Source organism: Allosphingosinicella sp., assembly GCF_036403745.1.
In the GTDB taxonomy this organism is placed as follows: domain Bacteria; phylum Pseudomonadota; class Alphaproteobacteria; order Sphingomonadales; family Sphingomonadaceae; genus Allosphingosinicella.
In genome coordinates, this window is the sequence record NZ_DASWQI010000070.1 from 74565 (window position 1) to 98574 (window position 24010).

General features: G+C 66.2%; 17 protein-coding genes and 1 tRNA gene. 10 read left to right on the forward strand and 8 right to left on the reverse strand.

Annotated elements, in window-relative coordinates:
* Positions 1 to 495: 495 nt before the first annotated feature.
* Positions 496 to 4134 (forward strand): beta strand repeat-containing protein, encoded by a 3639-nt coding sequence (locus VGC56_RS13415; protein WP_464125639.1) that lies wholly within the window; start codon positions 496 to 498, stop codon positions 4132 to 4134.
* Positions 4135 to 4282: 148 nt separating this feature from the next.
* On the opposite strand, the gene VGC56_RS13420 is transcribed toward VGC56_RS13415, so the two are convergent.
* Positions 4283 to 4888 (reverse strand): DUF2806 domain-containing protein, encoded by a 606-nt coding sequence (locus VGC56_RS13420; protein WP_464125640.1) that lies wholly within the window; start codon positions 4886 to 4888, stop codon positions 4283 to 4285.
* Between the two features lie 953 nt (positions 4889 to 5841).
* Between VGC56_RS13420 and VGC56_RS13425 the strand changes: the two genes are divergently transcribed.
* Entirely contained in the window at positions 5842 to 9927 is a 4086-nt protein-coding gene (locus VGC56_RS13425; protein ID WP_464125641.1) for an RHS repeat-associated core domain-containing protein, read from the forward strand.
* A 1-nt stretch (position 9928) separates the two neighbouring features.
* Positions 9929 to 10420 (forward strand): hypothetical protein, encoded by a 492-nt coding sequence (locus tag VGC56_RS13430; RefSeq protein WP_464125643.1) that lies wholly within the window; start codon positions 9929 to 9931, stop codon positions 10418 to 10420.
* A 180-nt stretch (positions 10421 to 10600) separates the two neighbouring features.
* Here VGC56_RS13430 and VGC56_RS13435 read toward each other — a convergent pair whose 3' ends face one another.
* On the reverse strand, positions 10601 to 11824 hold the full coding sequence (locus VGC56_RS13435) for a tyrosine-type recombinase/integrase (RefSeq protein WP_464125644.1): 1224 nt from the start codon (positions 11822 to 11824) through the stop codon (positions 10601 to 10603).
* Positions 11825 to 11987: 163 nt separating this feature from the next.
* Positions 11988 to 12074 (reverse strand) — tRNA-Leu (locus tag VGC56_RS13440).
* 119 nt (positions 12075 to 12193) lie between these two features.
* Between VGC56_RS13440 and VGC56_RS13445 the strand changes: the two genes are divergently transcribed.
* From VGC56_RS13445 to VGC56_RS13465, 5 genes are all read left to right on the forward strand, one after another.
* Entirely contained in the window at positions 12194 to 13129 is a 936-nt protein-coding gene (locus VGC56_RS13445; protein ID WP_464125645.1) for a complex I NDUFA9 subunit family protein, read from the forward strand.
* 64 nt (positions 13130 to 13193) lie between these two features.
* A complete protein-coding gene (locus VGC56_RS13450; protein ID WP_464125647.1) occupies positions 13194 to 14006 on the forward strand; it encodes an undecaprenyl-diphosphate phosphatase in 813 nt (270 codons plus the stop codon).
* A 52-nt stretch (positions 14007 to 14058) separates the two neighbouring features.
* Positions 14059 to 14646, forward strand: a complete 588-nt coding sequence (locus tag VGC56_RS13455) for a DUF2059 domain-containing protein (protein ID WP_464125649.1) — start codon at positions 14059 to 14061, stop codon at positions 14644 to 14646.
* A gap of 105 nt (positions 14647 to 14751) precedes the next feature.
* Positions 14752 to 15189: a hypothetical protein gene (locus tag VGC56_RS13460; RefSeq protein WP_464125650.1), complete on the forward strand. Its 438-nt coding sequence runs from the start codon at positions 14752 to 14754 to the stop codon at positions 15187 to 15189.
* Between the two features lie 307 nt (positions 15190 to 15496).
* Entirely contained in the window at positions 15497 to 15850 is a 354-nt protein-coding gene (locus tag VGC56_RS13465) for a PilZ domain-containing protein (protein WP_464125652.1), read from the forward strand.
* Between the two features lie 33 nt (positions 15851 to 15883).
* Here VGC56_RS13465 and VGC56_RS13470 read toward each other — a convergent pair whose 3' ends face one another.
* The 5 genes from VGC56_RS13470 to VGC56_RS13490 all read right to left on the reverse strand — a co-directional run bounded on the left by VGC56_RS13470 (position 15884) and on the right by VGC56_RS13490 (position 20034).
* Positions 15884 to 16123 carry a DUF6894 family protein gene (locus VGC56_RS13470; protein WP_464125653.1) on the reverse strand — a complete coding sequence of 80 codons (240 nt, stop codon included), beginning with the start codon at positions 16121 to 16123 and terminating at the stop codon, positions 15884 to 15886.
* A 92-nt stretch (positions 16124 to 16215) separates the two neighbouring features.
* Positions 16216 to 17829 (reverse strand): hypothetical protein, encoded by a 1614-nt coding sequence (locus tag VGC56_RS13475; protein ID WP_464125655.1) that lies wholly within the window; start codon positions 17827 to 17829, stop codon positions 16216 to 16218.
* Between the two features lie 74 nt (positions 17830 to 17903).
* Entirely contained in the window at positions 17904 to 18602 is a 699-nt protein-coding gene (locus tag VGC56_RS13480; protein WP_464125656.1) for a pirin family protein, read from the reverse strand.
* Positions 18603 to 18626: 24 nt separating this feature from the next.
* Positions 18627 to 19322, reverse strand: a complete 696-nt coding sequence (locus VGC56_RS13485) for a glutathione S-transferase family protein (protein ID WP_464125658.1) — start codon at positions 19320 to 19322, stop codon at positions 18627 to 18629.
* Between the two features lie 82 nt (positions 19323 to 19404).
* Complete coding sequence (locus VGC56_RS13490) at positions 19405 to 20034, reverse strand: FMN-dependent NADH-azoreductase (RefSeq protein ID WP_464125660.1); 630 nt, start codon at positions 20032 to 20034, stop codon at positions 19405 to 19407.
* Positions 20035 to 20123: 89 nt separating this feature from the next.
* On the opposite strand from VGC56_RS13490, the gene VGC56_RS13495 reads away from it, so the two are divergent.
* Positions 20124 to 21050, forward strand: a complete 927-nt coding sequence (locus VGC56_RS13495; RefSeq protein ID WP_464125661.1) for a LysR family transcriptional regulator — start codon at positions 20124 to 20126, stop codon at positions 21048 to 21050.
* A gap of 80 nt (positions 21051 to 21130) precedes the next feature.
* The gene (locus VGC56_RS13500) at positions 21131 to 23989 is read left to right on the forward strand and encodes a M16 family metallopeptidase (protein ID WP_464125663.1); all 2859 of its coding nucleotides are present in this window, start codon (positions 21131 to 21133) and stop codon (positions 23987 to 23989) included.
* Positions 23990 to 24010: the final 21 nt, after the last annotated feature.

Here is a 24010-nt window from a genome sequence, read left to right on the forward strand (position 1 = left end):
AGGCTTCGGCTTGGCTCCTCGGGAAGTCCGCTTCCAGTAGCATCGTCGTTACCTTGCGGAGGGCCGGAACATTGGGCGGGGTCTTTTAAGAAGCCGGTCGCGAGCGACCAGCGCTAGCCCGTGTCCGCCTGACGACTCCGCCCGAGACCGACATTGCGAGAAGCTCGGCCAATGCCGCTTCCTGAATGTGAATAGTCGCCCCCCTGCGATCGAGGCTTGGGCTTGGCGCACCGCAATATCAGGTCAAATAAAATCATGTAGACTCGGTATCCACAGAGGGTCATTCTCCCCGATTGTGATTTGAGGGGGAGTGAGTCGCGGACGCGCAAAGTTTCCTTTGGAGGTCGCGCCCGGCGCGATCCGACCTAGGGAGTCCGCAGATACAATAGAGACCCGGCGAGCCCTGTTCGCTTGAGCGATCCTGGCCGGCGCGGCTCCGTTGCTTTGCGCGCCACCACCGCTTTTCCCCCAGAGAACTCAAAGGGGGAGAGCGACGTGGCTATTTACACCGGCACCAGCGCCAGCAACATCATCAACGGCTCGAACGGCGACGACACGATGTCGGGCCTGGGCGGCGACGACACCCTCGCCGGCGGCAACGGCAACGACACGGTCTCCGGCGGCACCGGCGACGACAAGCTCGACGGAGGCAACGGCAACGACACTCTGTCCGGCGACGACGGCAACGACCAGATCCATGGCGGCAACGGCAACGACCAGCTGTTCGGCGGCGCGGGCAATGACACTCTGTTCGGTGACAATGGCGACGACAGGATCACGGGGGGCGCCGGCGACGACCTGATCGACGGCAATAACGGGTTCGACACCGTTTATTATTCCGGCGCGATCGACGAATATTCCTTCTTTGCCGCCGGCGGCTATCTGCACGTATCCCATCTCGGCGGCGCCGGCGCCGACGGCGACGACCGGTTGATCCGCGTCGAGCGGCTGGTTTTCGCGGACCGAGTGATCAACCTCGGCGGCGGGGCCAACAATGCCCCGGTCGCCGGTGACGACCATGTCTTCATCGACGAGGACGCAGGAACCTACAGCAGCCTCTCGGGCAGCGTGAAGGACAACGACTTCGATTTCGAAGGCCAGCCCCTGACCGTGACGGGCGGCACGTTCACCGGGACCTACGGCACGCTGACGCTCAACGCCGACGGCACCTACAGCTACACATTGTTCGCGTCCGCCCAGGCCCTTGCGCAAGGCGCCGAGGTCCAGGACAGCTTCAACTACACCGTCTCCGACGGCACCGGCACCGACACCGGCGCGCTCGTGTTCCACATCGGAGGGGTGAACGATGCCCCCGTCGCCAATGCCGACACCGCCACCACCGGGGAAAATACCATCCTGCTGGTCGACGTGCTCGCGAACGACAGCGACGTCGACAACGGCGCGGTGCTGACGGTCACCGACGCCTCTGCCCCCACCGGCCAGGGGATTGCGAGCGTCGCCGGCAACCATGTCCGGTTCGACCCTGGAACGGACTTCGACTATCTCGAAGAGGGCGAGACCGCGGTCGTGATCGTCGGCTATGCGATCGAGGACGAGCATGGCGCGCAGTCGCTCTCAACCCTCACGATCTCGGTCGAGGGCGCCGCCGACGCCGGCGTCGTGATCACCGGCACGGATGCGGGGGAAACGCTTACCGGCACGTCCGGCAACGACACCATCACCGCCCTCGGCGGCAACGATACCGTCTTCGGCCGGGGCGGCGCGGATGTGATTTCCGGCGGCGACGGCTCGGACGTCCTGTTCGGCGGCGGGGGCAGCGACCTGATCACGGGCGGCGATGGCGGCGACGCCCTGTCCGGCGACGACGGCAACGACCAATTGCTGGGCGAGGCCGGCAACGACGCCCTCTCCGGCGACGCTGGCGACGATCAGCTGTCGGGCGGCGACGGCTCCGACAATCTGGACGGCGGGGACGGCAACGACGTCCTTTTGGGAGGCAGTGGCGACGACTTCGTGACGGGCGGTCAGGGCGACGACACGCTCGACGGCGGCGATGGCAACGATATCCTGATCGACCTGAGCGGGACCAACAGCCTTTCAGGCGGCCTGGGCAGCGATCTGATCATTGCCGGCTCGGCCGACGGTGCCCAGACGATCGACGGCGGCGACGGCAACGACACGATCCGCCTTTATTATCGGGACAATGCGAGCACGATCACCACCGGCGCAGGCAGCGACATCGTCGAGATCGCCTACGCGGGCGAAGGCACGTCCGCGATCACCATCACCGACTTCACGGCCGGGGCCGGCGGCGACATGTTCCGGCTCGACGGCGACGATGGGCCGCTGCTGGGGCAGCTTTCCGGCTGGGACGGCAGCTCCAACCCGTTCGGCTCGGGCTTCCTGCGGCTGGAGCAGAGCGGCTCCGATACGCTCCTCGAATGGGACCAGGACGGGACCGCCAACGGCGCGAACTGGCAGACGCTCGTCGTGTTCCAGAACACCGATGCCGCGGCTTTCACCGCCGCCAATTTCGGCCCCGGCTACAGTCCCGACGGGTCGACGCCGGCCGGCCAGACGATCACCGGCACCGACGGCAGCGAGACCATAAACGGCACGACAGGCGGCGACACGATCAATGCGCTGGGCGGGAACGATACCGTCAATGGCAATGCCGGGGCGGACCTGATCGATGGCGGCGACGGCAACGACCAGCTGAACGGCCAGGGCGACAGCGACACCCTCTACGGCGGCAACGGCGACGATCTTCTGGCGGGTGGCGGCGGCAACGACCAATTGTTCGGCCAGGCCGGCAACGATATCCTCAGCGGCGGCACCGGCAACGACACGCTCTCCGGAGGCGACGGCAACGACAGTCTCGACGGCGCCAGCGGGGACGACAGTCTCGACGGCGGCGACGGCGACGACATTCTTTCCGATCTCGCCGGGGTCAACAGCTTCAGCGGTGGGCTCGGTAACGATCTCATCGTTGCCGGCTCGGGCGACGGAGCCCAGACGATCGACGGCGGCGGCGGCGACGACACGATCCGCCTTTATTATCGAGACACTGCGAGCACCATCACGACCGGCAGCGGCAGCGACACGATCGAGCTCGCCCATGCCGACGAAGGCAGTGCGGCGATCACCGTCACCGACTTCACGACCGGGGCCGGCGGCGACATGTTCCGGCTCGACGGCGAGGACGGCGGGCTGCTCAGCCTGCTCTTGGGCTGGGACGGCAGCTCCAACCCGTTCGGCACGGGCTTCCTGCGGCTCGAGCAGAGCGGCTCCGACACGCTGCTCGAATGGGACCAGGACGGGACCGCCAACGGCGCGAGCTGGCAGACGCTCGCCATCCTCCAGAACACCATCGCCGCAGATTTCACGGACGCCAATTTCGGCCCCGGCTACGACCCCAACGGGTCCCTACCGGCTGGTCTCACGATCACCGGAACCGATGATGACGACGTGCTGATCGGCAGTGTCGGTGCCGACACGATCGATGCGCTCGGCGGCCAGGACGCCGTCTTCGGCCTGGCCGGCGCCGACGTGATCCATGGCGGCGACGGTATCGATACCCTGTACGGCGGTGCCGACAACGACTTCATCGAGGGCGGCAACGGGGACGATTCCATCTCCGGCGACGAGGGCAACGACCAATTGTTCGGTCAGGCCGGCAACGACAGCGTCTTCGGCGGAGATGGCGATGACCAGATCTCCGGCGGCGACGGCTTCGACAATCTCACCGGCGAAGGCGGCAACGACAGTCTGTCGGGCGGCAATGACGACGACGTCCTGTCCGGCGGCGACGGCAGTGATTTCCTGTTGGGTGGCCCGGGGTTCGACCTGCTGATCGGGGGGGGCGGCGCCGACATCTTCGCCTTCCAGTCCGCTTCGGACGGAGCGGACACGATCGCCGACTTCGAAGGCGGAACGGACCATATCCAGATCTCCGCCAGCGGCTTTGGAGGCGGCCTGATCGCAGGCGGCGCGGTCTCGTTGGTGTCGGGAACCGACCCGACGGCAACGTCTGCGACGGGCCAGTTCCTCTTCGACACCGACGACGGGCGCCTGCTCTGGGACGCCGACGGAACCGGAGCCGGCGCAGCGGTCCTCGTCGCCACCCTCAGCAACGTCCCGACGCTCGGCGCCGCGGACTTCATCGTGGTGTAATTCGCCGGACGTAGTCGACCTTTAAAGGACGGCGGGCGTTTTCCTAGGCTCAGGCGGGATGGCCCCCTGAGGGCGGTGTGTCAGGCCGCTGGCCCGCTCCGTTCACCGCAGCTTGCCGAGTCTTACGGTGTTCCTTCGCAAGAAGTATCTATTGCGCGTGGATCACCTGCATGTTGTCGAGGCGCCCTTCGACCAGCACTTGCCCTATGATGAGCTTCCGAAACCGGTCACCCTTCAGAAAGTCCGGGAGGCGCAGCAAAGCTTCACGAGATGTAACTTCTTTCCGAATCAATCGGGCGAGCTCCATGCCGGCGGCTGTGACGTTAGCACATGGCACGGAAAGCGCTCCCCCCGGCGTCATTTCTCCGGCTAAGGAGAGGGGATCTCCCCGCGCGATTAGTATCAGCCCGTTGGACCGGGCTATGTTGCGGGTGAGGAAGCCTCCCCCCATCGCTACGAGGCCTGCTGTTTCCAGCCGCATCAACCTTGTGAGGGGCTCGCCCTCGTTTTCGCGGTCCGATCTGTAGATGAAATCTTGGGTGATGTGACCAGCCACCTGCTCGAAGTCATCCGCTGTTCGCTGATCCATCTCGGATAGCAGCCGCAAGGTTCGGAGCGAAATCGATCCGGGCGAGCGATACTCTCCAGCCAACACGCGACCCCAAAGCCGACGGGCCCGACAGGCACTGACGCCTCGGCGAAATGAACTCGTGAAAGGCTTTTTTTGTGCCCGGCCTTTCTGCCGTCTGCCCATCTCGCCGTTCCTCTTTCGCGGGTGCGCCCCATGAGTGCGGAAAATCGACGTTCGGATGAGGCGGAGGTTCGGGCGCGCATCGCGCCGGACGCCCGCCTAGATGCCGTTAGCTGGAATCCAGCCACTAATTCTAGCGCATGCACCCCTTATTAAGAGAAGAGGAGAGTAGGTTCATTCCGCATCCCACCTAAAATGCTGGTAAAAATACCGACTAGATATTGTAAACCTCACGAACGGCGTTCATGAGTCGTTCCAATTGCGAAAACCGTCCGCAATAACCGCCTGAAAGACATAGACAAGTCAATGAGCTTGACTCCTCTAGTTCGGGGCTCTTTATTGGGGTTTCAAGGGAGAGGAAGCGGTTATGCGGCGCGTCCTATTTTTGACAAGAGCTTCGATTGCAATCGCGTCGATTGCAGCCGGCACGATCGCCGCCGCTACCGAAACAATCACTTACACGTACGATGCTCGAGGTCGCCTAATCAAAGTTGAGCGAACCGGCACCGTGAACAATGGTGTGACGACGACTTACACGCACGACAAGGCGGACAACCGCTCGAACGTCACCGTAACAGGGTCCCCGAACAGCTCCCCGCCACCTTAGCCGCCGGGGCCGCAGGGCCGTCTTCCTATTATTTCCTGTCCGTGGGGGATTTTTGATGTCGTTGCGATCATATCGGGCGCGAGCTCTTGCTTGCGTGCTACTCGGCTCAACCGGGCTCGCATCCCCTGCGTTTGCGCAAGCCACGGATGTTCCGGCGCCGCCGGTGCGCTCGTCCGTTGACTCGAACGGCGTTGACCTAGCATCCGGAACGCTCACCGTGCCGACTTCAGCCGTCAGCATCGGTCCAGCCGGTGCAGGCCTCCGCTTCTCCAACTATCTCAGCAGTTCCCGCTGAAACGCTTCGTACCGGTACGCTGTGTACGCCACGGGCACCACTGCGGAGGTGGTGATGGGTACGCGTACCTTGTACTTTGACCTTTCGGGCGGGGCATATCAAAACAGGCAAGGATCCGGTGAAGCACTCGCTCAGAGCGGTGCGACATGGACCTTCACGGACCGTGACGGAACCGCCATTCAGTTCGACAAGACGCCGTTCAACGCGTCTGCCGACCGATTCTATTACTTCAAAGTCGGGGTCTCAGGGGTAGCTCAGTCTATCACGCTTCCCACGGGTGAAAAGATGATTTTCAATTATAAGGAGCGGAGCAACACGACTGGTGCCGGGACGCGGGGCGGAGCAAAGACAACCAGCCATCTCAGAGTGCAGTCGGTTACGTCCAGCTCCGGCCTCATGCTGAAGTTCGAGTACAGCACGAACTCGACAACCTCACTGGTAACCGATTGGCTATCTCTCGCAAAGGTTTCCGGCATCAATAATTCTGTGGACTATTGTGATCCGGCAGCAGACAGTTGTACATCGCTGACCCAGACGTGGCCGGCAATGAATTTGTCTACGTCGGCGTCAGGCACGGACACGGTGTACACAGTGACAGATGCGTCAGGGAGGGCCGCGACCTACACGTTAAATTCCGCCGGATCTCTCACGGCGTTCCGCCGTCCCGGGTCCACGACCGATGACGAAACCGCAACCTACGGATCCGACGGCCGGGTTTCGTCCGTGTCAAGCCATGGACGGAATTGGACCTACTCCTGGAGCTCGTCGGCTCCGCTGTTGACGGCAACGCGGACCAACCCGGACGCGACGCAACGGACCGCTGTAATCGACACTACCGTGGGGTTGCCGACGTCAGAGCAGGACGAGCTCGGAAGGACCACCAGCTACACCTATGATACATACGGACGACTGACGCAGGTGGCATCCGCGGAGGGCAACAAGCTCGCGTACGCATACGACAGCCGAGGCAACGTTACTCAGTCCCAAGAAATTGCCAAGAACGGCATCACCACCATCACCAAGGCGGCATCCTTCCCATCGACCTGCACGAACTCCCTCACATGCAACAAGCCGACGTCCGTCACGGACGCGCGCAGCAACGCCACCGATTTCACGTACGACTCCACGCATGGAGGCCTGGTCACCGTCACGCTGCCGGCGCCGACACCGCTGGCGACGCGTCCCCAGACTCGCTTCACCTATACGGCGCTGCAGGCCTACCTTAAAAACAGCGCTGGTTCGATCGTCGCTTCTGGTCAGAACACATACCGTCTGACGGCCATGTCACAGTGCCAATCCGGCTCGAGCTGCGCCGGCACCTCGGATGAGGCGCTAACTACTTTCGGTTACGGCTCACCGGGAACAGCAAACAATCTCCTTCTGACAACGAGTACAGCGGGGACTGGTGACGGTAGTCTGAGCGCTACTACAACCACCAGCTACAATATTATCGGTAACGTGACGTCCGTTGACGGGGCTATAGCCGGATCTGGTGACACGACCTCCTATCGCTGGAATGCCGATCGTGAACTGGTGGGAGTTATAGCTCCCGATCCAGACGGCTCGGGGGCACTCAAGAACCCGGCGATCCGTACGACGTACGACGCGGGTGGCCACGTGACAAAGATCGAACGCGGCACCGTCAACAGCGCCTCCGACGCTGATTGGGCGGCATTCTCATCTCAGATGGAAGTGGACACGGCTTATGACAGCAGCGGTCGTCCGGTGACGCAGAGTACCGTCGCCGGGGGCACCGCATACGGTCTCACGCAGATGAGTTATGACACGAATGGCCGGCCGCAGTGCGCCGCGACAAGGATGAACCCCTCCACCTACGCTTCTTTGCCCTCCGATGCCTGTACATTGGCGGCCGCCTCTACTTCTTACGGCTCGGATCGGATCGTAAAGTCCGCTTACGACGCAGCGGGGGAAGTGACGAAAATGACGGCCGCCTTCGGGACGTCGGATGCCGCAGACCTCTCAACGATGACCTACAGCAGTAATGGAAAGGTCGCCTCCGTCACCGATGCGGAGGGAAACAAGACAAGCTACGTCTACGACGGCTTCGACAGGCTGTACCAAACGCTCTACCCAAGCTCGAGCAAGGGCGCGGGCTCCAGTGACAGCTCCAACTACGAGCAGTTTCTGTACGACGACAATGGCAACGTCACATCCCAACGAACAAGAGCGAACGAGACGCTCACCTACTCCTATGATGCTCTCAACCGACGCACGGTCAAGAATGTGCCAACATCCTCGAGCGGCGCGTCATCCTATTCCACGTATTTCGGATACGATCTGCTTGGACGCATGCTCTACGCAAGGTTCGCCTCCATCACCGGGAGCGGGATCACCAACACCTATGACGGGCTTGGTCGGCTGACCTCCGCGGCCAACAACATGAGTGGTGCGGCGAGGACGGTGTCGTATGCCTATGACCTTCATAATAACCGGACTCGTGTCACACATCCTGACGGGAATTATGCTTCATATAGCTATGACGGACTGGACCGCCTTACTGCCGTTCAGGAGAACGGCGGTTCTTCGGTGATCGCCGCTTATACCTTTGACAACACCGGCGCCCGGATTTCAACAAGTCACTTCGGATCTTCGACGTCGGCCTATTCCTACGATGCCATCGGGCGCCTCACCAGCCTCGGACATGACTTGGCTGGTACTACTTACGACCAAAGTCTCAGCTTCACTTACAATCCCGCGGATCAGGTCGTGACCCGCTCGGGATCCAACGACAGCTACGCTTGGACGGGGCACTACAATGTAAGTCGCGGCTACACTGCCAATGGCCTCAACCAGTATACGGCCTCCGGGTCGGCCAGTCCTACCTACGACGGCAACGCAAACCTGACGTCGGACGGCTCTACCAGCTTCGTTTATGATGCCGAGAACCATCTCGTTACGGCGTCGGGCAGCCATGCGGCGACTGTGGCATACGATCCGCTCGGCCGCATGTCACAGCTCACCAGCGGAACCGCGACAACCCAGTTCCTATACGACGGGTCCGCGCTCCTGGACGAGTTTGATGCGAGCGGTAACTACCTTCGCCGTTTCGCGCACGGGGCGGGCGCTGACGAGCCGATCGGCTGGTACGAAGGCTCGAATACCCTCGTCCCGCTCCCGGACGAGCGCGGTTCGCCGGTGGGATTTGCCGACAGGAGCGGTAACGGCGTGGCGATCGACACTTACGACGAATACGGCATACCACGCTCGAGCAATATAGGACGGTTCCAGTATACCGGCCAAGCTTGGCTGTCCGAACTGGGATTATATTATTATAAAGCGAGGTTCTACTCGCCTACCATGGGGCGGTTTTTACAAACGGATCCGGTAGGCTATGGTAGTGGCATGAACCGCTACGCTTACGTTGGCTCCGACCCGGTGAACTCGATCGATCCGACTGGCCTGACCCCTTGCGCCGCGAATCGTTCCGATTGTCTTCCGCCAAAGCAGGACAGCGACGGCGGCGAGGGCGGGGATGACGGCGACGGTGGGGATGATGAGAACGGCGGCGGGCCGCCTATCGTTGTCGAGGCTACCAGATTACCCAATGCAGCCTTGGAATTCGGGGTGTCGAACGCTCCAGGCAAGAACGACCACGCAGGGGACGTTCAGGAGGGTAAGTGTCCTGGCGGATCCACGACCGCCCGCAAGGAGGGTAACAAGGTGACCTTCACAGGGACGATAAAGCCAGTTCCGGGAGCCACTGCCTCAGCCCGGTCTGCCCCTCCCGTCGCACCAGGATCAGTTCCACCTGAGGTCCAGCAGTTTATCGTCAACAGCATTAATCAGTACATGAGCAATCCATCGGCTGGAAGATATGATGTAACCACACATGTGACGGTGTCATCGGACGGACTGCCTTTCTATGTGATGCCCATCAACACCAGTGGAAATTCGCAGTCGGGACTTTACGCAGCCATGTCCTATTACCCGGATGTTCCGGCATATTCCGGCAAATTAGCAGCCCACGAATGGGGACACGGCGCATTGGGCCTCTTTCCTCCTCTAACACAGAATGGGGGGCACAATTCCGACCCAAATAGCATCATGAACGCGAACACCGGTCCACGGATCACCGAAGCGGACGTGGCAGCAGCCCTGGCGGCTTGTGGGATCAAATAAGATGCAGATCGCCTTCCTAGGAATGTTGCTGGGGATCTCGCCACTTCCCCAAGGGACAAATCAGAGTTGGTGTCAGGCGCTGCCCACTCGCGGTCATGTTCTCGAAGAGAGGAAGGACGTCACCATCGAGCAAATCCGCACGCCTGAACTGGCTCGCGCCGTCCGTATGCTCACGCAGCGGAGCCTGGTGCCGCTAGCCCCCGCCCGCTATGAAAGGCTCGTCGGAAAACGCCTGCCGGCGGGCAAAGCGAGGTTCACCTATCTCGTCCGAGCCGGCTTCATGGCTGGGAAACACCTGTCGAACCGAGGTCTTCTCGAGGAAGGACGCAAGCCCTGGTACACGGTCTACGCCGAAGACCGGAGCGGAGTGATCAACATCACGTCTCTGCTGACGGCCTACGATGAGGATCAAGTACCGACCGGTTTCCCGCTGGTACTCGTCGCCCAAAGGCCGATCAGGGGTGTTACCATCAGGTGCATCGGTGGGTCCTGAGTGGCCGCACGCCCGTTAGTTCTGGAGGCGGCGGCTGCCCTATTGCTTTTAGCCCGGGTGACTAAGCCGGTCGTAGCGATACCGTTGCAGCTGCACTGCGGCACCCCAGCAAGCCTCTGCGCCCTAGGAACCGCTTCTTAACGCGCCTCAGCTCAGGGCAACCACCGCTCGCGACGCGCCTCAGGCCGCTTTCGCCGCCACTGGCGACTCGCCGGTGGCGACCTCCCGGAGCCGATCTAGCTCATCGGACCAAGCTTGCATCATCCGGACACGTTCAGGCCAATACTCGCCCCTCGCGTAGATGCGCGGGATGCTGTTGCCATCAACGTGCCCGAGTTGCCGCTCGATCGCGTCGGGATTCCACCTCCCGCTCTCATTCAGGAGCGTGCTTGCCATGGCGCGGAACCCGTGGGCAGTCATGCGCCCGCCGCCGTACCCGAGGCGCTGAAGAGCGAGGTTGAGCGTGTTCTCGCACATTGGCCGATCCCGCTTCCCCTGGCAGGGGAAGACGTAGCGGCCGCGGCCGCTTACCGAATGGATATCTCTGATAATAGCCAAAGCCTGCGCCGAGAGCGGCACGACGTGCGGCCGCCGCATCTTCGTCTTGGCCGACGGAATGGACCAAATGCGCTCCTCGAGATCGATTTCTGTCCACTCGGCCTGGCGGAGCTCGCCGGGGCGAACGAAAAGGTGCGGTGCCAGTCGAAGCGCAGCATGGGTTACCCGATAGCCGTCGAACCCCTCAATTGCGACGAGCAGACCGCCGACTTCATCTACCTGGGTGACGGCACCGAGATGCTTCACCTTCGGCGTGACCAACGCGCCCCGCAGGTCCGCACACACGTCCCGCTCCGCCCGTCCAGTCGCGGCCGCATAACGGAATACTTGACCACAGGTGCCACGTAATCGCCGGGCGGTCTCGAAATGCCCCTTCGCCTCCACGGCACGAAGCACCTCATAGGCTTCGTGCGGGGTGACCTCCGCGATCGGCCGGCTCCCCAGCCGTGGGAAAGCGAAGGCGAGCAACCAGCGCTGCTTATGAAGGGTAATCGCCGCGCGTCCCTCTCGCTCGCATTTCGCCAGCCACTCGTCGGCCACCACCTTGAACGTCGTCTGCTGCGCCCGCAGTGCGGCCGCCGCTGCCTCGCGAGCCGCCGCGCCCGGATCCCGCCCCTCCGCCAACTCGTTTCGAGCAGCCTCCCGCTTCGACCGTGCCGCAGCGAGGCTCACGCTAGGGTAGACGCCGAGGGCGAGGGTCTTCTGCTTCCCGTCGAACCGATAGGCGAGTCGCCAGTAACGCTGGCCGCTGGGCTGGACGAACAGGTGCAGCCCGCCGCCGTCGCTGACCTTGTAGGGGCGGTCAGCCCCCTTGAGATTCTGGACCTGCAGGGCCGTCATGGCCATGTTGGTACTCCCCGGCTGTTCATACGAATATGCCAACGAAAGTGCCAACATCGACCGCGGGACTCTATGAGTACCAGTTGGACTTTCTGAGCTTGAAGGTGGCAGAAAACTGCCATTTTTTCAAGCTGCCGGGATTTCTTGGGATCCCCCGGAAAAGGGGGGTTGGTGCCCAGGAGAGGACTCGAACCTCCACGCCCTTGCGAGCGCCAGCACCTGAAGCTGGTGCGTCTACCAATTCCGCCACCTGGGCCCAAGAGAGAGAAACAGTCGGTAGGCGGCGCGAACTAGGGGTGCTGTCGCCGCTTGTCAACGCGGGAGCGACGCGGCAGAGAGGCGCCGCATTTCCACGGTCAGGCAAGGGTTTTTCGGATGGACCGGCTGGTCACGTTGTTCGGCGGCGGGGGGTTCCTCGGCCGCTACGTCGCCCAGGCGCTGTTCAACACCGGCGCCCGCGTTCGCATCGTCCAGCGCAACCCGAGTACCGCGGTCTTCCTCAAGCCTCTCGCGAGCCTCGGCCAGATCCAGTTCGTCGCCGGCGACATCGCCGACGCCGCACGCGTCCGCGCCGCCGCCGAGGGCAGCCACGCGGTCGTCAACCTGGTCGGCATCTTGAAGGGACGCTTCCACGAGGTGCATGCCGAGGGGGGGCGCAACGTCGCGGAGGCCGCCGCGGCGGCGGGCGCCGAGGCTCTGGTCCAGGTGTCGGCGATCGGCGCCGATCCGGAGGCGCAGTCGGCCTATCTCGCCAGCAAGGGCGAAGGGGAAGCGGCGGCGCGCGCGGCCTTCCCCAACACCACGATCATGCGCCCCTCGCTCGTCTTTGGCCGCGAGGACAATTTCATGAACCGCTTCGCCGGCCTCGCCCGCATCGCCCCGGCGCTGCCGGTGGTGCGCGGGGCGATGAAGATGCAGCCGGTCTATGCCGCCGACGCCGCGCGGGCGATCGCCGCGGCGGCGCTCGACCCCGGCACCCACGGCGGCAAGACGTACGAGCTGGGCGGGCCGCAGGTGATGACGATGCGCGAGCTGGTGCAGTTCGTCTGCCGCACCACCGAGCGCGACCGGCCGCTGGTCGACGTCCCCGATCCGATCGCCCGGCTCCTCGCCCGCGGGCTGGGCTGGCTGCCCGGCGCGCCGCTCACCTGGGACCAGTGGCTGATGCTGCAGCGCGACAGCGTCGTCGCCGAGGGCGCGCGCGGGCTCGAGGCGTTCGGCATTCCCAAGACGCCGATGATCGCGGTCGTCGAAGGCTGGCTCACCGCTTATCGCCGCCACGGCCGCTTCGCCGCCAAGCAGCCTTACTGAGCGCCCGTCCCTCCCCTTCCCCGCCGTCCCGCCGCAGCGGGAGGGCCGACACGCCGGAGCCTAAATGAGCGACCTTGTGCTGATCATCCTGCTCGCGATCGTCGAGGGCATTACCGAGTTCCTGCCGGTCTCCTCGACCGGGCATTTGATCCTCGCCGGCTCGCTCCTCCATTATGACGGGGCGCGGTTCGAGGTGTTCAACATCGTCATCCAGCTGGGCGCGATCATGGCGATTGTCGTGCTCTACTGGCGCACCTTCTGGGCGGTGCTGCAGGGGCTGTTCAGGGGCGACGCGGCCTCGTTCCGGTTCGTGCGCAACCTGCTCGTCGCGTTCCTCCCGGCGGCGGTGCTCGGCATCGTGCTGCACAAGAAGATCGAGGCCCTGCTCCTCTCGCCGATCACGGTGGCGGTGGCGCTGATCGTCGGCGGCGTCGCCATTCTCGGCGTCGAGAAGGTCGCGAAGCCGCGGCACGACCACGGCATCGCCGACCTCTCGCTCGGCACCGTGCTCGGCATCGGCGTGCTGCAATGCCTGGCGATGATCCCCGGCATCAGCCGCTCGGGCGCGACGATCATGGGCGCGCTGGCGCTCGGCGTCGACCGGCGCACGGCGGCCGAGTTCAGCTTCTTCCTCGCCATTCCTACCATGTTCGGGGCGAGCGCTGTGCAGCTGTTCAGCCATCGCCACGAGCTTTCCAACGGCGGCCAGGTCGGGCTCGGAGCGATAGCGCTCGGCTCCGTCATCGCCTTCGTCGTCGCTTTGGTGGTGGTGCGGTGGTTCGTCGGCATCGTCACCCGCCGCGGCTTCGCGCCCTTCGCCTGGTACCGCATCGCCGCCGGCGGCGCGGCGCTCGTCTGGCTGCTGGCGGCACACTAGGCACGGCTCACGACGCGCGCTAAGCTCCTGCCTTAAACGGGGAATCGCCGCCATGATCCTGCCGCTCTTGCTCGCCGCAGCGGCGCCGGCCGCGTCCGCGCCGCCGCCAGCCGCCATCATCACCACCGCTCCGCAGGCGGCCCCTGCGCCCGGCAAGCCGCCGAGCGCGGCGGCCCTCAAGCTGGTCGAGGCAGTGCAGCTCGAGGCACGGATGGATGCGGCGTTCCGCAAGCTCGTGCCGCTGATGGGCATCCAGGTGACCACAACCCTGGAGGCGAACCCCGCCACCCGAGCCTATGCCTCGCAGCTCTTCGCCAAGGTCCCGGGCGGCCGCGCCCGCGTCGCCGACTTGATGAGCGAGGAGTTCCAGAAGGAGCTGCGCAAGCAATATCCCGAACTGAAGCGTGCCATCGCCCAGGCGTATGACGCCATGTTCACGCCGCAGGAGATGGACGAGCTGATCCGATTCTTCGGCAGCGGCGTCGGCGCCAAATATATGGCGAGCACGGAACGCCTGCAGCAGGAGACGGAGGCGGTCTCCACCAAGCTCGGCGAGCGCGCGGGGATCGCGGCGGCTCCCGTGGCACTGCAGCGGGCTGAGCGGGAAGCGGGGCTGAAGCCGTCCGGCAGGACGAGCTGAGACGTTCACGGATCGCTCAGCGCCATGCTATAAAAGCGGCGGCGACTCGGCCGCTCGTGCGTTTCAGAGGGCGCCGATTTCTGCCTGACCGAGGGAGGCATTATGTTGCGTAAGCTCATCCTGACCGCCGGCCTTGCCGCCGCCGCCACCGCCGCCGCGGCCCAGCCGCCGCGTTACGATTCCCGATACGACCGCGCCGGTCCGCCGCTGCCGCCGCCGGGCGAGCTCGCGCGCGCCCGCGATTCGCTGGACCGGATGCTCGACGCTTTGATGGACGTGCGGATCGGGCCGGTGGTGGACGCCGTCGATCCCAGGGCGCGCTACGATCCCTATCGGCCGGAGACGGTCGGCGACCTCGCCACCCGCGACGATCCTTATGCCCGCCAGCGGCTCCACGCCGAAGTCGGGCGCACCGCCGCCGGGATCGGCGCGGCGGCGCGTGAGGTGGCGATCCTCGCCCCCGCGCTGCAGCGGAGCATCGACGACGCGCGGCGCCGCGTGGCCGACGCCGTGCGTTCGTACGAGGCGCCGCCGCCGCGCTGACGCCTGGCGCAAAGCATTTCGTAATCGTTTCGCCCTAGGAAGGGTGACGGTACGCGACTTGGGGGGGCGGAGACGGCGCAGGCCGGCTCCGCCTTCTTCTTTGCCTTAACCGCCGCTAACCGTTCCGTTCAGCCTCTTCTCAACGGCTTGGCGCCATAGAGTGCGTCGTCGCCCACGGGCGGCCCCTCGTGTCGCGTATCGAGGGGGGGCCGGCTTCCCGCGAGGGCGCCGGCCCCATCCATTTCACCCCTACGGAATGTTAACCAAGCGGCGGTAGAGCCGAGGCTCGAAACGGCGGAGGGAAGCCTTGTTCATCAACGCGGAATTGTCGCAGATCCCGATCACGGACGGCCGCAAGGCCACGCGGCGCATCGTCAACATCGCCGGCGCGCTGCGCGAGGACGGATCGAAGACAGCTGCGATCGTGGTGCTCGACATCTCGACGGGCGGCTTCAAGTGCGACACCGCCGAACCGTGCGAGGAAGGCTCCGAAGTCTGGCTCAAGGTCGCCGGCTTCGAAGCCAAGCGGAGCCGCGTGGTGTGGGTGCGGGGCAACGAGGCGGGCTGCGAGTTCGAAACGCCGCTTCACCCGAGCGACCTGGAGGCGATCGTCGCCCCGGCGCCGCGCAAGATCGTCAAGGGCGTGTTCAAGCGGGTCTGACCCGCCGCCTACGCCGCCCCGGCCGCCACTGGCTCACATCGCGTAGCGCGCCACGTCCCGCAGCGGCAGCTGGCTGAGCGGCCGCCCCTTGTCGTCGGCAATCTCGATCGCCTGCTCGTCGAAGCCGCAGCCGAGCTGAACGTCGGCGCGGATGATCTCGCGCGCGCTGCGCAGCGCCTGGTACCAGGCTGCCTCCGCGTCGGGCAGGACCAGCCCCTCCTCGTCTCTCAGACGATCGCGCGGACCGTGCACGTGGAAATAATAGCGAGGCATGGCTGCAGAACGGGGCAAGTCCCTGATTGTGCCGGGAAAAGAGGGTAGCCCCGGGGTTAACCAACAATAGTCGGTTTGCCCCCGCTGCCCCCTCAGCGGCTCGGCTGCTGCGGGCGGACGTAAACCGCCTTCAGCGCGTCCGACAACATCGAAGCGTCGACCGCACGGGGGTCCGACACTTCGGGTACGAAGCGGACGTCGATCTGGGTCATGTAACCCGCCAGCGTCGGTGAGCCGATCGGCACCCCGCGCATCGTCATCTGCCGCATGCGTGTGAAGTCGCTCCGATTCTCGATGACGAAGCCCTTCTGCCCCGCCGCGAGGGCGAGCTGGGCGGCGCGCAGCAGGGTCATTTCCTCGACCGCGACCGGCGAGGAGACGGAGCCGACATATTCGATGCGGGTGAGGCCGCTGTCGAGCTTCTTGTCCTTGAAGCCTGTCGGCTTGAGGCCGAGGCCGAACTGCTTGGAGAAGGCGTTGAGGCGGTTCTCGTCCTCGGGCTCGGGCAGGATCTTGAACAGTTCGGAACCGTTGACGCGCTCGAGCTTGGCCGCCGAACCTTCCTTCCCCTTGGCACGGATCTGGACCGGGTCGATCAGCACGAGGCCCCGCCTCTCCTTTTCCGGCAGCTTCGCCCGCAGTTCGGTGACGAGATCGGCGAGCATCGGGATGGCCGGCCAGGTCGAGGTCGACAGCAGGCGGTCCTGCGCGCCGCGGGCGTCGCCGCCGGCCAGCAGATTGGCGGCATCGATCATCGGCCGCCACCGCTCGAGCGGCGCGAGCAGGGCCTTGGTCATCGCCGACGGTTCGGAGGCGCCGGAGAGGTGAAGCTTCATGTTCGCCAGCTTGCCGCCGGCCGCTTCGGCCTGCGCGGTGATCCGGGCGACGACCGCGTCCGACCCCTTGCGGTCCCCGGCGCGCGCCGCGGTGAAGGCGGCGAGCGGCAGGCTCGAATTCCCGACGAAGAGGGCAAGGTCGCTGGTCTTTTCCTCCGCCGGCAGCGCCGAAGGGCGGAACAGGGCCCAGGCGTCCTTGTAGCGCCCGGCGCGGAGCATCAGGGTTGCGGCGAGGTCGTTCGAGCCGGGATTGAGGCGGCGGAGGCGGTCGACGACGGCGAGCTTGGGCTCGTCCATCGCGTCCTCCCACGACAGCAAGGCGAGCGCCACCGCCTGGACCCGGACGCTCCACGGCCGGGCGGCGCCGGCGCGGCGGGCGACGGCGAGGCTCTCCGTGCCGCGATCTAGCCGGACCAGGGCGATCGCCTCGAGAAGATCGAGGCTGACGCCGGTGCTGCGCGCGAAATAGGGATTGGACGCATTTTGTCCGGCGGCGGCGCGAGCGGCCTGCACCGCGACGAGCGCGGCCTCGGGCTTCTTCGCCTCGAGCTGGTGGATGGCGAGCGCCTGGTTGAGCGTCACGCGCCGGATCCAGGGGCCGGAGGCGGCGGCGGAGTTGGCGAGCGCTTCCTGGCAGGCGGCGATGCCGGCCTCGGCGACGGCGCGGCGCTCCGGCTCATAATGTTCGGGGATGCCAAAGATGCCGAGGGTGCTGAGCGCGGCGAGGCCCTTGACCAGCTTGACGCCGGCATCCTCGGGCTTCGGATAGCCGTCGCACTGGACCCAGATGCTGGCGGTCTTGGACGCCGCGGGCGAAGCGGCGACGATAAAGGCGGCGGCCGCAAGCGCGGCGTGGCGAAGCTTGAACATGAGAATCCCCCTTTGCCTGCCGGATTTAACCGCCAAGCGCCTGCAGGCAAAGGGTTATTCTTACGCCCGCCGCGTCAGCGCGAGTCGACGAGGACGATCTCCGCATCGCCGAGCGCGCGGATCGTGAGCGCCGCCTCGCCGGTGATCGCGACGCCGTCGCGCGGCTCGGCGCGGCGGCCGTTCACCTCGACGGCGGCGCCGAGCGCGACGAGGTAGGTGTGGCGCGCCGGATCGAGCGTCAGCTCGGCCGTCTCGCCTTCCTTCAGCGTCGCGCCGAGGATGCGGGCGGCGGCGTTGATCTTCAGGGCGTCCTCATCCGCCTCGAACCCGCTGGCGAGCGTGACGAAGCTGCCGGCCCGTGCGCCCTTGGGAAATTCGCGCGCGCCCCAGCTCGGCTCGGCACCCTTTTTGTCGGTCTCGATCCAGATCTGGAACAGGGTCGTCGTCTCGTCCTCGAGATTATATTCGGCGTGGCGGACGCCGGTGCCCGCGCTCATCACCTGGACGTCGCCGGCGCCGGTGCGGCCCTTGTTGCCCAATGAATCCTGATGGGTGATCGCCCCCTGCCGGACGTAGGTGACGATCTCCATGTCGTTGTGCGGATGCGGCGGGAAGCCCGAGCGGGGGCCGATCTCGTCGTCGTTCCAGACGCGCAGCGCGCCCCAGCCCATGCGGGCCGGCTCGTGGTAATTGGCGAAGGAGAAATGGTGCCGCGCGTTCAGCCAGCCATGGTTGGCATGGCCGAGCGAAGCGAAGGGGCGGATGTCGATCATAGTGTCACTCCCGCCGGAGCGGCCTCAGGCCGCCTCCAGCTCTTTCGTTTGGATCGTGCCGGCAAGGTAGGAACCTTTGGCGCGGATGAAAGCGGCGAGCCGCTGGACGTAATCGGCCGGCGCGGCCCCCTGCACCGACGGCCGCTCCCGGAGCGCCTCCCGCCAGGCCTGAAGCTTCGGCAGGCGTTCGAGAAGGCTGGCGACCGGTAGGCTGTCGAGCAGGTCGAGATAGCGGAACACCGGCGCGAAGGCGGCATCGACGAGGCTCGGCTGCGCGCCGGCGAAGAACGGGGCGCCGCGCACCTCACCCTCGAGCCGCTCGAACTTGCCGCGAAGCGCCGCTTCCTTCTGGCGGAACGCGTCCGCGTCGGCGGCACTGTAATAGCCGGCGAGATCGGCGAGCGCGGCCGAGGCGAACTCGATCCAGGCACGGTGCCGCGCCTTTTCGAGCGGGTCGGCGGGGTGGAGGCGCGGCGCCAGCACCTCGTCGAGATATTCGGCGATCACGGCGGATTCGAACAGCACCTCCTCGCGCCCCTCCTCGGTCGTGACGATCAGCACCGGCACCTTGCCGAGCGGGGACAGCTTGAGGAACCAGTCGGGCTTATCGGCGAGGTCGATGTCGGTGCGCTCGAACGGCACGCCCTTCTCGGTGAGCACGATCGCGGCGCGCTGCACATAGGGGCAGAGCGGGAAGCTGATCAGGCGGAACTGGGTCACGTCGTCTCTCTCCCTTTCAAATGGTCCGTCCGCCCCGGCGCTGGAGGGGGCGTGGCCGAGGCGGACGGGATGCGCGGCGGCCTCAGGCCGCCAGCGGCAATTCGATGTCGGCGATGCGGGCGAGGTCGGCGGTCGCCTTCTCGATCGCGGCCGCCGCGGCTTCCGGCCCGAAGGCGAGCTTCTCGGCGCGGACGAAGCTAACGTCGGTGACGCCCATGAAGCCGAGCAGGGTGCGCAGGTGCGGCTCCTGACTGTCGAACGCGGCGGCGGGGCCTTCGCTGTAGAGGCCGGCGCGGGCTTCGATGACGATCGCCTTCTTCCCGGTCACCAGCCCTTCGGGGCCGGCTTCGGAATAGCGGAAGGTGATGCCAGCGCGCAGGACATGGTCGAACCAAGCCTTGAGCGTCGAGGGCATGCCGAAATTGTACATCGGCGCGCCGATGACGATCACGTCGGCGTCCTTCAATTCGGCGATGAGCTCGTTCGAAAGCGCCAGCGCGCGCTCGGCTTCCGGGCTCTCGACGAGGCCGGCGCGGATCGCGGGGACGGTCGCTTCGGTGAGGTGCGGGATCGGCGCGGCGCCGACGTCGCGGTGGACGATGCGCGCCGACGGGTCGCGCCGCTGCAGGGTTTCGGCGAGCTCGCGGGTGAGCTTGCGCGAGACGGACGCGGCGCCGGTCGCGGCGCTGTCGATGATGAGAATGTTGGTCACTTTGGCCTCCACTGATCTTGTGGAACCGGAGATAGGGGCCTAGCTGCGTTCGCACTAGCCGTGCGCGGCGCATGATGGTGTTGCGGAATATGGAACGCTCTTCGGTCGACTTGCTCGACGTCCTCGCCTTCGTGCGGGTGGTGGAAACCGGTGCGTTCAGCCGCGCGGCGGAGCGGATGGGGATGGCGAAGTCGATCGTCTCGCGGCGCGTCGCCCGCCTTGAGGAAATGCTCGGCGCGCGGCTGCTGACGCGCAGCGCGCAGGGGGCGAGCCCGACCGATGTCGGCCAGGCCTATTTCGAGCGCGCGTCGAACATCCTCGCCGAACTGGAGGCGGCGGAGGAGGTGGTCGCCGAGGCGGTGACGCAGATCGCCGGGGGGATCCGGCTGTCGGCGCCGCTCTCCTTCGGGGTGCAGCATCTGGCGCCGGCGCTGGCCGAATTCGCCGCCGAGCATCCGCGGGTCGAGCTCGACATCTCGTTCGAGGACCGGCCGGTGGATCTCGTGGCGGGCGGCTACGACCTCGCCATCAGGATCGGCGCGCTGAAGGACAGCGCCCTCATCGCCCGCCGCATCGCGCCGGTGCGCAAGGTGGCGGTGGCGAGCCCGGCTTACATCGAGCGGCGCGGGCGGCCGGAGCATCCGCGCGACCTCGCGAACCACGACATCCTGCTCTACGCCAACGAGACGTGGCGCTTCCGGGTCGGCAAGGCGTGGGAATATGTCCGGGGGCAGCCGCGGCTGCGGGCCGACAATGGCGAGATGCTGCGGGCGGCGGCGGTGGCGGGGCTCGGCATCTGCATCCTGCCGAGCTTCATTGCCGCCCCCGGCTTCGAGAACGGCACGCTCGTCCCCCTGCTCGCCGATTTCCCCATGGAGGAAGGCGCGCTGCAGGCGGTCATGCCGAGCCGCGCGACGACGGCGCGGGTGCGGGCACTCGTCGATTTCCTGGTCGCCCGCTTCGGCCCCGAGCCGAGCTGGGACCCGTGCTGGATGCACCGCAACGTTGTCGGGTAGTGCGAAAAAGGCTCGCAACTTCAGGTAATTGCACTAGAACGCGGCCGGGGTGGCCCGGGCCGCGGTGGGAGATTCTCGACATGAAACGCTTCGTTCTGCTCGCCTCGTGCGCGCTGGTCATTGGCCTCGCGAGTCCGGCAGCCGCCCTCCCCGCGGGCCAGCCCGGTACCGCTGCGCCCGCCACCACCGCCGCGCCGGCTCCGGTCGCGGCGACGACGGCGCTTCGGCCCGATCCGGGGGTGCGCTTCGGAATGCTGCCGAACGGCATGCACTATCAGATCATGCGCAACACGACGCCGCCGCACAATGCGTCGCTGCGGCTCAGGATGGGCGTCGGCTCGCTGTACGAGCGGGACGACCAGCGCGGCATCGCCCATTTCATCGAGCATATGGCGTTCAACGGCACCACCCATGTGCCGAAGGGCGAGTTCATCAAGCGGCTGGAGCGCGCCGGCCTCAAGTTCGGGCCGGACACCAACGCCGTCACCAGCTTCGACGAGACGGTGTACATGCTCGATCTGCCCGAGACCGACACCGGCACGGTCGACACGGCGCTGCTGCTGCTGCGCGAGACGGCGGGCGAGGTGACCTTCGCCCCCGAATCGATCGAAAGCGAGCGCGGCGTCGTCCTTTCCGAGGAGCGGGTGCGGGCGACGCCGGGCTTTCGCAACGTCGTCGACGAGCTTGGCTACATGCTGAAGGGCGACATCCTGCCGGACCGGCTGCCGATCGGTTTGACCGACGTGCTGAAGCAGGCGCCGCGGCAGCGCTTCGTCGATTTCTACAATGCCTATTATCGGCCCGAGCGGGCGACGCTGATCGCAGTCGGCGACTTCGACCCCGAGGCGATGGAAGCGAAGATCCGGGCGCAGTTCGGCGATTGGAAACCGCGCGGCGCCGCCGGGCCGGAAGTGGCGGGCTCCAACATCGGCGCGCGGGCGCCGGAGGCCCATGTCTTTACCGAAGCGGGCGTGTCGAACCGGGTGAGCATCGCCTGGGTGGGGCCGCCGGATCTGCGGCCTGACACAGCCGCGCTCGAATCGGAGAAGGTGGTTCGCCAGCTCGGCCTGCGGATGCTCAACCTGCGGCTGTCGCGGCTCGCCTCGGGCGCGAACCCGCCGTTCGTCGGCGCCGGCGCAGGCCTGCAGGAACTCGCCGACCGGGCGCAGATCGTCCAGCTCAGCGCGACGATGCAGCCGGGCGGCTGGCAAAAGGCGCTGGCCGCGATCGACCAGGCGCAGCGCCAGGCGGCGGGCGCCGGCTTCACCCAGGCCGAGCTCGACCGCGTCGTCGGGGAAGCGCGGACGGGCCTGACGACTGCGGTGCAAGGCGCCTCGACACGGCAGAGCGCGTCGATCGCGCAGGGGCTCGTGTCGGCGGTCAACGACAAGGAAGTCTATACCAGCCCCGCCGACGACCTTGCGCTGTTCGAGGCGACGGTGCGCGGCCTTACCTTGCAGCAGGTCAACGACGCGTTCCGCGGCCTCTTCGCGCGCAGCGGCCCGCTCCTCTACCTCGCCTCGCCGACGCCGGTCGAAGGCGGCGAACTGGCGTTGCGCACCGCCTATGAGGGCGCGCACAAGGCGGCGCTGTCGGCGGCGGCGGTCGAGCAGGCCAAGGCCTGGCCCTATGCCAGCTTCGGCGCGCCGGGGCGGATCGTCGAGCGGCACGAGATTGCCGGCGTCGGCGCCACCGCCATCCGCTTCGCCAACGGCGTCCGGCTGACGGTCAAGCCGACCGACTTCGCCAAGGGGCAGATCCTCGTCACCGCGCGGATCGGCAACGGGCTCCTCGACGTGCCGCCGGCGCGGGCGAAGGATATCTGGGCGTTCGCGGGCGGGGCCTTCTCGCTCGGCGGTCTGGGGCGGATCAATTACGAGGATCTCCAGCAGGCGCTGGCCTCCAAGGTGTACGGCGCCGGCTTCGGTATGGGCGAGAACGCCTTTACCCTCTCCGGCCGAACCCGGCCCGAGGACCTCGGCGCGCAGCTGCAGGTGCTCGCGGCCTATGCCAGCGATCCGGGCTATGCCCCGACCGGCTGGAACCGCTTCCGCTCACTCGCCGGGACGATCCACGACCAGCTTTCGACGACGCCGGGCGGCATCCTCAGCCGCGACCTCGGCGCGCTGCTGCGCAGCGGCGATCCGCGGTGGCGGACGCCGAGCCGCGAGGAGATGACAGCGAGCAGCATCGAGACCGGCAAGTCGGTGCTCGCGCCGATCTTCGGCAACGGCGCCGTCGAGATCGTCATGGTCGGCGACGTGACTGTCGAAGAGGCGGCGCGGCAGGTGGCGGCGACCTTCGGTGCGCTTCCCGCCCGCCGCGGCCTCAGCCCGACGCCGGCGGCGCGGAGCATCCGCTTCCCCGCACCGGGACTGGTCCGGGAGACCCATCGCGGGCGGGCCGACCAGGGCGTCGCCTTCGTCGCCTGGCCGACGGTCGATTTCTATTCGGACACGAAGCGGGCGCGGACGTTGAACGTCCTCGCCCAGGTGCTGCAGCTGCGGCTGATCGACGAAATCCGCCAGAAGCAGGGCACCACCTACAGTCCGCAATCGGGCCACAGCGCGTCGGAGGTGTTCCCCGGCTACGGCTATATGGCGGCGCAGATCGAAGCGCCGCCCGAGAAGCTCGACAAATTCCTCGTCGACGCCGCCAAGATCGCCGCCGACCTGCGCGACCGGCCGGTCAGCGAGGACGAGCTGCAGCGGGCGAAGAAGCCGGTGGTCGAAGGCCTCATCCGCCAGCGCGCCGGCAACGGCTGGTGGCTGGGCCAGCTCGCCCAGGTACAGACGCGGCCCGAAGTGGCCCGCAGCATCGCCAACCAGATCGAGCAATATCAGGACGTGACCGCCGCCGACGTGCAGAAGGCGGCGCAGCGTTACCTGGTCGACGCCAAGGCCTGGAAGCTCGAAGTGGTGCCGGAGGCGAAGCGGTAGCGGCGACGCGCCAGGCGCCGG

What these genes read in the sequence shown, in the direction of transcription:
- VGC56_RS13420 (WP_464125640.1), bottom strand. Translation starts at nt 4,888, where the DNA reads ATGGGCAGACGGCAGAAAGGCCGGGCACAAAAAAAGCCTTTCACGAGT.
- VGC56_RS13425 (WP_464125641.1), top strand. Translation starts at nt 5,842, where the DNA reads ATGGGTACGCGTACCTTGTACTTTGACCTTTCGGGCGGGGCATATCAA.
- VGC56_RS13430 (WP_464125643.1), top strand. Translation starts at nt 9,929, where the DNA reads ATGCAGATCGCCTTCCTAGGAATGTTGCTGGGGATCTCGCCACTTCCC.
- VGC56_RS13435 (WP_464125644.1), bottom strand. Translation starts at nt 11,824, where the DNA reads ATGGCCATGACGGCCCTGCAGGTCCAGAATCTCAAGGGGGCTGACCGC.
- VGC56_RS13445 (WP_464125645.1), top strand. Translation starts at nt 12,194, where the DNA reads ATGGACCGGCTGGTCACGTTGTTCGGCGGCGGGGGGTTCCTCGGCCGC.
- VGC56_RS13450 (WP_464125647.1), top strand. Translation starts at nt 13,194, where the DNA reads ATGAGCGACCTTGTGCTGATCATCCTGCTCGCGATCGTCGAGGGCATT.
- VGC56_RS13455 (WP_464125649.1), top strand. Translation starts at nt 14,059, where the DNA reads ATGATCCTGCCGCTCTTGCTCGCCGCAGCGGCGCCGGCCGCGTCCGCG.
- VGC56_RS13470 (WP_464125653.1), bottom strand. Translation starts at nt 16,123, where the DNA reads ATGCCTCGCTATTATTTCCACGTGCACGGTCCGCGCGATCGTCTGAGA.
- VGC56_RS13475 (WP_464125655.1), bottom strand. Translation starts at nt 17,829, where the DNA reads ATGTTCAAGCTTCGCCACGCCGCGCTTGCGGCCGCCGCCTTTATCGTC.
- VGC56_RS13480 (WP_464125656.1), bottom strand. Translation starts at nt 18,602, where the DNA reads ATGATCGACATCCGCCCCTTCGCTTCGCTCGGCCATGCCAACCATGGC.
- VGC56_RS13495 (WP_464125661.1), top strand. Translation starts at nt 20,124, where the DNA reads ATGGAACGCTCTTCGGTCGACTTGCTCGACGTCCTCGCCTTCGTGCGG.
- VGC56_RS13500 (WP_464125663.1), top strand. Translation starts at nt 21,131, where the DNA reads ATGAAACGCTTCGTTCTGCTCGCCTCGTGCGCGCTGGTCATTGGCCTC.